The organism is Kamptonema sp. UHCC 0994 (genome assembly GCF_029167235.1).
In the GTDB taxonomy this organism is placed as follows: Bacteria; Cyanobacteriota; Cyanobacteriia; order Cyanobacteriales; family Microcoleaceae; genus Kamptonema.
On record NZ_JARFTR010000301.1, the window covers coordinates 49,720 to 55,908 of the forward strand.

A 6,189-nucleotide genomic window follows, 5' to 3' on the forward strand; every position below is an offset into this window, starting at 1 on the left:
GGATTTTGAGATCGTAATCCAGAATCATCATCTTACATGAGACATCATCTATTACCTATTGCAAATGACAGTTAAAACCCGCCGCAGAGAATTTTTAAAAGCTTTTTGCATTGCCTTAGCTGCACCTTTCATTTCCCGTGCAGCCGCAAATGCCAAAAATCCCCCAATTCTTGCCGCCACCCCAACTTCACAAAATCCTACTGTAATTGAAAATCAAAAATTAGGTACAACAGACTGGCAACTAACAAACCCAGCTACTAAACGAGAAATAGAAGGCTATGCCTCCCTTACCAGTGTAAATCGCGGCGGAGAAATCAAGCTATTTGTTAACACCAAATCTGCTAATTACACCATAGAAATCTTTCGTACTGGATGGTATAATGGATTAGGTGGTCGTCGCATGACTCACCCAATTGTTCGCAATAGATTCAGACAGCCGCCACCAATTGAAGACCCAACATCAGGACTAATCGAGTGCGATTGGAAAGACCCTTACATTTTGAAAATACCCAATAGTGGAGGCGAGTGGACGAGCGGAGTTTATCTAGTCAAATTAACTGCGAACAAAACAGGTAAGCAAAGTTATATCATTTTTGTAGTCCGAGATGATAAGCGCAAATCAGATATTTTATTCCAATCTAGCGTTACCACATTTCAAGCTTACAATAATTGGGGTTTTAAATCCCTTTATCGCTGGAATAGTCGCCGGAAACAAGCTTACAAAGTTTCCTTCAATCGCCCCTATGGGATGAGTCCAAATCCTACCGCTGCTTACGGAGTTGGTGCGGGAGAATTCTTGACTAACTTTCAGCCAAAAAAGAGAACTTCTAATGCTGGATGGGAATACAATACGTTGCGGTGGCTAGAACGCGAAGGTTACGATGTCACTTATGCCACAGATATTGATACCCATTTTAACCCAGATTTGCTGTTTTCTCACAAAGCATTTCTAGTAGTAGGACACGACGAATATTGGTCTTGGGATATGCGGCAAAATATCGAATCTGCGAGGAATGAAGGTATCAGCATTGGCTTTTTTGGTTCAAATATTTGCTATTGGCAAATTCGCTTAGAACCTAGCCGGATTACTAAAGAATTGAATCGGACAATTGTCGCTTATAAAGAGTTAGCATCCCTCGATCCCTTTGGCGAAGTTCTCGCTTCTTCTACGAGAGACCCCCGCGTGACAACTCTCTGGCGAAATAAAGCTGTCGGACTTCCTGAAGATGCGCTAATTGGAGTCATGTACGAAACATTTCAGGTGAATTCTGATATTATAATCGATCGAGAAGCTCCCAATTGGTTACTGGAAAAAACCGGATTGAAAACAGGTGATAAATTGCGGGGATTATTGGGTTATGAAGTTGACAGAATGTTTGGTAATGCTCCCCAAAATATAGTCCGCGTTGCTCATTCTCCATACTCTTATAACGGTGGTACTCGCTATGCGGATATGACAGTTTATACAGCAGCTTCAGGAGCTACAGTATTCGCCACTGGTTCTATGCAGTGGGCGTGGGGATTAGATGATTACAATGCTCCCCAATTGCGGCCCTCTCGTTTAAATCCAGGTGCTCAGCAAATAACGCGGAATGTTTTGGCTAAAATGATATCAAGTAGGCCGCCAATAACGCCTTCATCTTAATGTTATTACCTCTTGTAAAGCCCTCATATTGACGGTGCAATAACCGCCCAGAGGGCGGCGTTACGATTAATTTTTTAATCGTTGATTTAATTTCTGAATCTTCCTCGCAAAATATTCTTGCTTGTGATTCAACTGTTTAGCAACCTCCAACCCTCTTTGATAAGCAGCTAAAGCTTTGGAGTAAGCCTTTAACTCCATATAAACTTGACCAATTTGATCGTAAGTTTCCATTACTCCATACAAATTGTAAGACTGCTGCTCGACAGTCAACTGTACTTGATAAATCTTCAAAGCAGCATCCCACTGTTTTTGGGAACGGTAGAGTTTCGCCATTTTTTCCAAAGCTTCACTAGCCACAGCAAATTGTTGAACCACTAAGGCTGAGGCATAAGCTTCTTGATAGTATTGATTTGCTAAATTCAGTTGACCGAGCACTTCGTAATTAGAAGCAATATCCATTTTTAAAGGAGGAACCGCCTTAAGATTTTGCTGGCTCAAATATAGAGATGTTAATTTTTCCCTAGCCGCGATCGCCAGCAACGGTTTTCTAGACTGCTCGTACATATAAGCCAATTGTTTGAGAGATTCCTCTTCAGTTGGAGGAGCTACTGGAACCGCCGCTGCACCATTACCCGATTGAACTGTGGTACGATTTGGTACGCCGGGATTAACCACAAATAAATCGCGATGATTTTGAATTAAAGCTGCCAATTCCTCATAGACAGCAGCCGCTTTTTCGTAATTAAACCAATTCGCATGAAGTTGCGCGATCGCCTTCAAAGTTTGAGCTTCTGCTGGTATATCCTCGCGCGATCGCGCCGCCTCTAAAATCTGCTGATAAACTTCCACTGCTGGCCCTTTGGCCCGCACCTGTTGAAAAGCCAAAGCCAGTCCTTGCAATAACTCCACATTCACGGTAGATTGAGACAAAACTTCTTTTTGAATAGCTTGCAACCGTTGCGTAATAAACTGTAATTGAAGATTCTGACTATTTTCCCAAGCAATTTTCCCCACCCGATTTAGCGCTTCTACTTCCGCCACAGGGCCAAGATAACGCCGCAACCGTAATTCCCGGTTCCAAATTTCAAAAGCTCCCGGCGCATCCGCAGCTTGCAGTTTAGCTAGCGCCTCTAAGTTTAACCGATCCAGAGCCGCCGCCAGTTCTTGACTTTGCTCAGGATCGAGATTTTCACCTTTTTTAGGGGGTGTCGGCAGCAGGGGATCGGATGTGGTAATCTCAAGCGGATTGGGAGAAAATTGATCCAATGTGGGTTGATTAGTTTGAGCGTTAGCAACAGAACCAGCGCACAACCACAAAGAAAACAACGTAAAACTTGCCACGCGAACAATTGCGGTACCGCGACACAAAAGCCATTTCTGAACCATCAAATTTTGCATATCAAAACAATGCTACAAACAAATAAAAACAAATTAGGGAACCCAATCAATAAGCTAACACACCTAGTAAGTCAGCGCATCTTGCGCTTATTCACTTTAGCCATAATTTTATTAACTTTTGCCACAGCCTGTAGCCCTCCTCAAGGAGTTGCAAAAGATCGCATCTTTCTCCCTCTCTCCATCGACTTCTTAAGCGAGTATCAACTGCCTAAAATCGACTTTGATAGTGTCCCCGTTGGCGGTTTATCGGGAATTGCTTACGATGGCAAAGGTACTGCAACTCCTAACGATCCTGCCTTTCGATTTTATGCCATCTCTGACGATCCTAGCGAATACGGTGACGCGAGATTTTATACTCTCAAACTTAACCTTGCAGCAGCGGATAGTGTAAAAAATAACATTAATAAAGTCACAGTTGAAGGCGTGACTTATCTCGTAGGTGAAGACGGAAAAACCTTCTCGAAAGATTCTATTAATCCTGAAGGTATCGCCATTTCTCCCAGAAAATCAGTATTTGTTGCTAGCGAAGGTGTAACGCACATTGGCATTCCTCCTTTTGTGCGAGAATTTGACTTGAAAACTGGTAAAATGCGAGGTAGTTTACCCATACCAGAGCGTTATATTCCCGATACAACAGATGAAAAGCAAGCGCGAGGAGTTGTTGATAATTTAGGATTTGAATCCTTAACTATAGACCCAGAAAGCTTAAGTTTTGATGGTCTCGATCCATTTCGGATATTTACAGCTATCGAAGCCCCTTTAGTCCAAGATAGCGACCCGGAGCAGGCTAAAAATCTTCGTTTATTGCATTATGTCATAGTCGATAAAACAGCACAATTAGTATCGGAAAATTTCTACCAGTTAGATCCGGCTCCTTTGACTATTTTAAATGGATTAACAGAATTAGTAGCGGTAGGTAAAGGCGGTCACTTTCTCAGTTTAGAGCGTAGCTTTGGGTTATCTGGATATGGTGCTAAGATTTTTCAATTAGCATTAGGAGGTGCTACTGATACTTCTAGAATTTACAGTTTGAAAGGTAACGTAACAACGGCTGAGCCTATCAAGAAAAAGTTATTATTAGACTTAAAGGATTTAGGAATTCCTCTCTACAATTTAGAAGGAATGACGCTAGGGCCGCGTTTATCAGATGGTAGTCAGAGTTTGGTATTGGTGAGTGATGATAATTTTGATGAGGAGCAAAAAACTCAGTTTATCTTATTTCGATTAAAATATATAGCTAGGGGCTAGGGGCTAGGGGCTAGGGGAAGAGAGGGGGAGCAGGGGAGCGGGGGAGGCTTTTTCCCCAATTAGCAATTAGCGATTAGCAATTAGCGATTAGCAATTACCAATTACCCCTCAATCTTCCGTCTTTAAAAACTCTGATACTGAGACAGACTTCGGCAGATTTTCTACATCTCTTATCTCACTTTCATGGGCGAAAAACTCCACTTCTTTATTGTCAATATCGATCTGATAATTAGTAGTAGCAGTAACTATACGCCGCTTTTTTTTATCTTCTATTAATACCCAACATACCACAGGTCTTACCCATCTCTCTATGTGATTGCTATGTTTAGTGCTGCCAAAAGCATACCAACCTTTAGCTTCTATGATTTGAATAACCTTAAAATCATTACTCGCCATTTGTTCACCTATAATACCAAGTTTACTATTAATCTTATAGCAATTTAAAAAAGTATTGCTAAAATTCTAATCTTGGGTTTTCCTTTGTTCAACCAAACCTACCATTCTTACTCTAGCACTGGCGCGATCGCCTTAGCCGTCTGCACTTACCCTTGCGCCTGCGCCACTATCGCTGTCCCTAAAGCTAGCCCTAAACTCCCTAGGGGTGCAAACTACTACAGGATTGATTTCATTTTGTTTACAACTATTTTTCAGATACATTATATCAAATTTCTGGGATCGCCCTCTCTTAACAGTAATTAATTTATGGTTTGCGGGTCGCAATTGCCCTTAAAATTAAAATAGTTCTTAAACGCGATCGCAGAATGTCCAACTCATCGATTAGTATCACTATTAAACTTTTCGCTGTTTACCAAGAAGTCTACGGTAAGTCTGAATTACAATTAGAAATTCTCCCACAAACTTCTGTTTCCCAAGTCTTAGAAGGTTTGATCGCAGAACATCCAAAATTAGAACAGTGGCGCGATCGCACTCGCTTTGGTGTTAATCTTGAATTTGTCACCCCTGAAACTATCCTTCAAAACGGCGATGAAGTTGTTCTTGTCCCTCCCGTCAGTGGCGGTTAGGGATGGGGGTACGGAGGCGTAGATTTGATATTCGCGCTATTACGGCTTTAGAAATTACTCCCAATAAGACAACCCCTCTATTCCCAAAAAGGAACAGAGGGGATTTCTACTCAACTAACAACTGACTTAAAACAGTGTCAGAATATAAATCAAAGTGAACAGAATAATCCAGATGATATCTACGAAGTGCCAGTAAATCTCTGCCATTTCGATACCAGTATGCTTAACATTTGAATAGTGTCCTTCGCGGCGACTCCGCCACAGTACACCCAAAATTAAACACACACCAATCAAAACGTGCAAACCGTGAAAACCTGTCATCAGGTAAAAACAATTAGCAAAAATATTCGCAGTCAAACCATAGCCTAAAGTCAGGTACTCATAAGCTTGACCACCTAAGAAAATAACCCCCATTAAGGCAGTTACAGCATACCAAAGCCGCATTCCTTTGACATCATTCTTTTTAATTGCTGTATCGCCCATGTGGATCACAAAACTGCTTGAAACCAGAATGATTGTGTTAATCGTAGGTAGCAATAGTTCTACTTCTGTCCCTTCAGGAGGCCAAACCTCTGTAGCACCTCTCAATAACAAATAAGCGGAAAAAAATCCGCCAAACATTAGGGATTCGGAACCCAAGAAAGTCAGCAGTCCGAAAACCCGCAAATCCTGATGTTCTTCGTGATGTTCGGCTACATTAGCCGTCGCTTCTGGCGGGATAGACGAGTTGACAACATTATCTGGAACGTCAATTGTTGAACCTTGCATAATTTTCTAATGTTTTTGTTAGTGGTTAGTTGTTAGTGGTTAGTTGTTAGTTGTTAATTGTTATAGGACAGAACTCCGTAACGCCGCCCTCTGGGCGGTAACATACCG

The 6,189-nt window shown here is 41.8% G+C and carries 6 protein-coding genes; 3 read left to right on the plus strand and 3 right to left on the minus strand.

Annotated features, from left to right (window positions below; genetic code table 11):
- Positions 1 to 64: 64 nt before the first annotated feature.
- Positions 65 to 1,645, plus strand: coding sequence for a N,N-dimethylformamidase beta subunit family domain-containing protein (locus tag PY364_RS27245; RefSeq protein ID WP_275570849.1), 1,581 nt, complete (start codon positions 65 to 67; stop codon positions 1,643 to 1,645).
- 66 nt (positions 1,646 to 1,711) lie between these two features.
- Here the strand turns inward: PY364_RS27245 and PY364_RS27250 are convergent, their stop codons facing one another.
- The gene (locus tag PY364_RS27250) at positions 1,712 to 3,043 is read right to left on the minus strand and encodes a tetratricopeptide repeat protein (protein ID WP_275570850.1); all 1,332 of its coding nucleotides are present in this window, start codon (positions 3,041 to 3,043) and stop codon (positions 1,712 to 1,714) included.
- Between the two features lie 9 nt (positions 3,044 to 3,052).
- Here PY364_RS27250 and PY364_RS27255 point away from each other — a divergent pair, with 9 nt between their 5' ends.
- A complete protein-coding gene (locus PY364_RS27255) occupies positions 3,053 to 4,291 on the plus strand; it encodes an esterase-like activity of phytase family protein (protein ID WP_275570851.1) in 1,239 nt (412 codons plus the stop codon).
- 108 nt (positions 4,292 to 4,399) lie between these two features.
- Here PY364_RS27255 and PY364_RS27260 read toward each other — a convergent pair whose 3' ends face one another.
- The gene (locus PY364_RS27260; protein WP_275570852.1) at positions 4,400 to 4,687 is read right to left on the minus strand and encodes a hypothetical protein; all 288 of its coding nucleotides are present in this window, start codon (positions 4,685 to 4,687) and stop codon (positions 4,400 to 4,402) included.
- A gap of 365 nt (positions 4,688 to 5,052) precedes the next feature.
- On the opposite strand from PY364_RS27260, the gene PY364_RS27265 reads away from it, so the two are divergent.
- Complete coding sequence (locus PY364_RS27265) at positions 5,053 to 5,313, plus strand: MoaD/ThiS family protein (RefSeq protein ID WP_275570853.1); 261 nt, start codon at positions 5,053 to 5,055, stop codon at positions 5,311 to 5,313.
- Between the two features lie 126 nt (positions 5,314 to 5,439).
- Here the strand turns inward: PY364_RS27265 and PY364_RS27270 are convergent, their stop codons facing one another.
- Positions 5,440 to 6,081: a heme-copper oxidase subunit III gene (locus PY364_RS27270; RefSeq protein WP_275570854.1), complete on the minus strand. Its 642-nt coding sequence runs from the start codon at positions 6,079 to 6,081 to the stop codon at positions 5,440 to 5,442.
- Positions 6,082 to 6,189 lie beyond the last annotated feature (108 nt).

Excerpts from the sequence above, each read along its gene's own strand:
- PY364_RS27245 (WP_275570849.1), top strand. The coding sequence starts at position 65 with ATGACAGTTAAAACCCGCCGCAGAGAATTTTTAAAAGCTTTTTGCATT.
- PY364_RS27250 (WP_275570850.1), bottom strand. The coding sequence starts at position 3,043 with ATGCAAAATTTGATGGTTCAGAAATGGCTTTTGTGTCGCGGTACCGCA.
- PY364_RS27255 (WP_275570851.1), top strand. The coding sequence starts at position 3,053 with ATGCTACAAACAAATAAAAACAAATTAGGGAACCCAATCAATAAGCTA.
- PY364_RS27260 (WP_275570852.1), bottom strand. The coding sequence starts at position 4,687 with ATGGCGAGTAATGATTTTAAGGTTATTCAAATCATAGAAGCTAAAGGT.
- PY364_RS27265 (WP_275570853.1), top strand. The coding sequence starts at position 5,053 with ATGTCCAACTCATCGATTAGTATCACTATTAAACTTTTCGCTGTTTAC.
- PY364_RS27270 (WP_275570854.1), bottom strand. The coding sequence starts at position 6,081 with ATGCAAGGTTCAACAATTGACGTTCCAGATAATGTTGTCAACTCGTCT.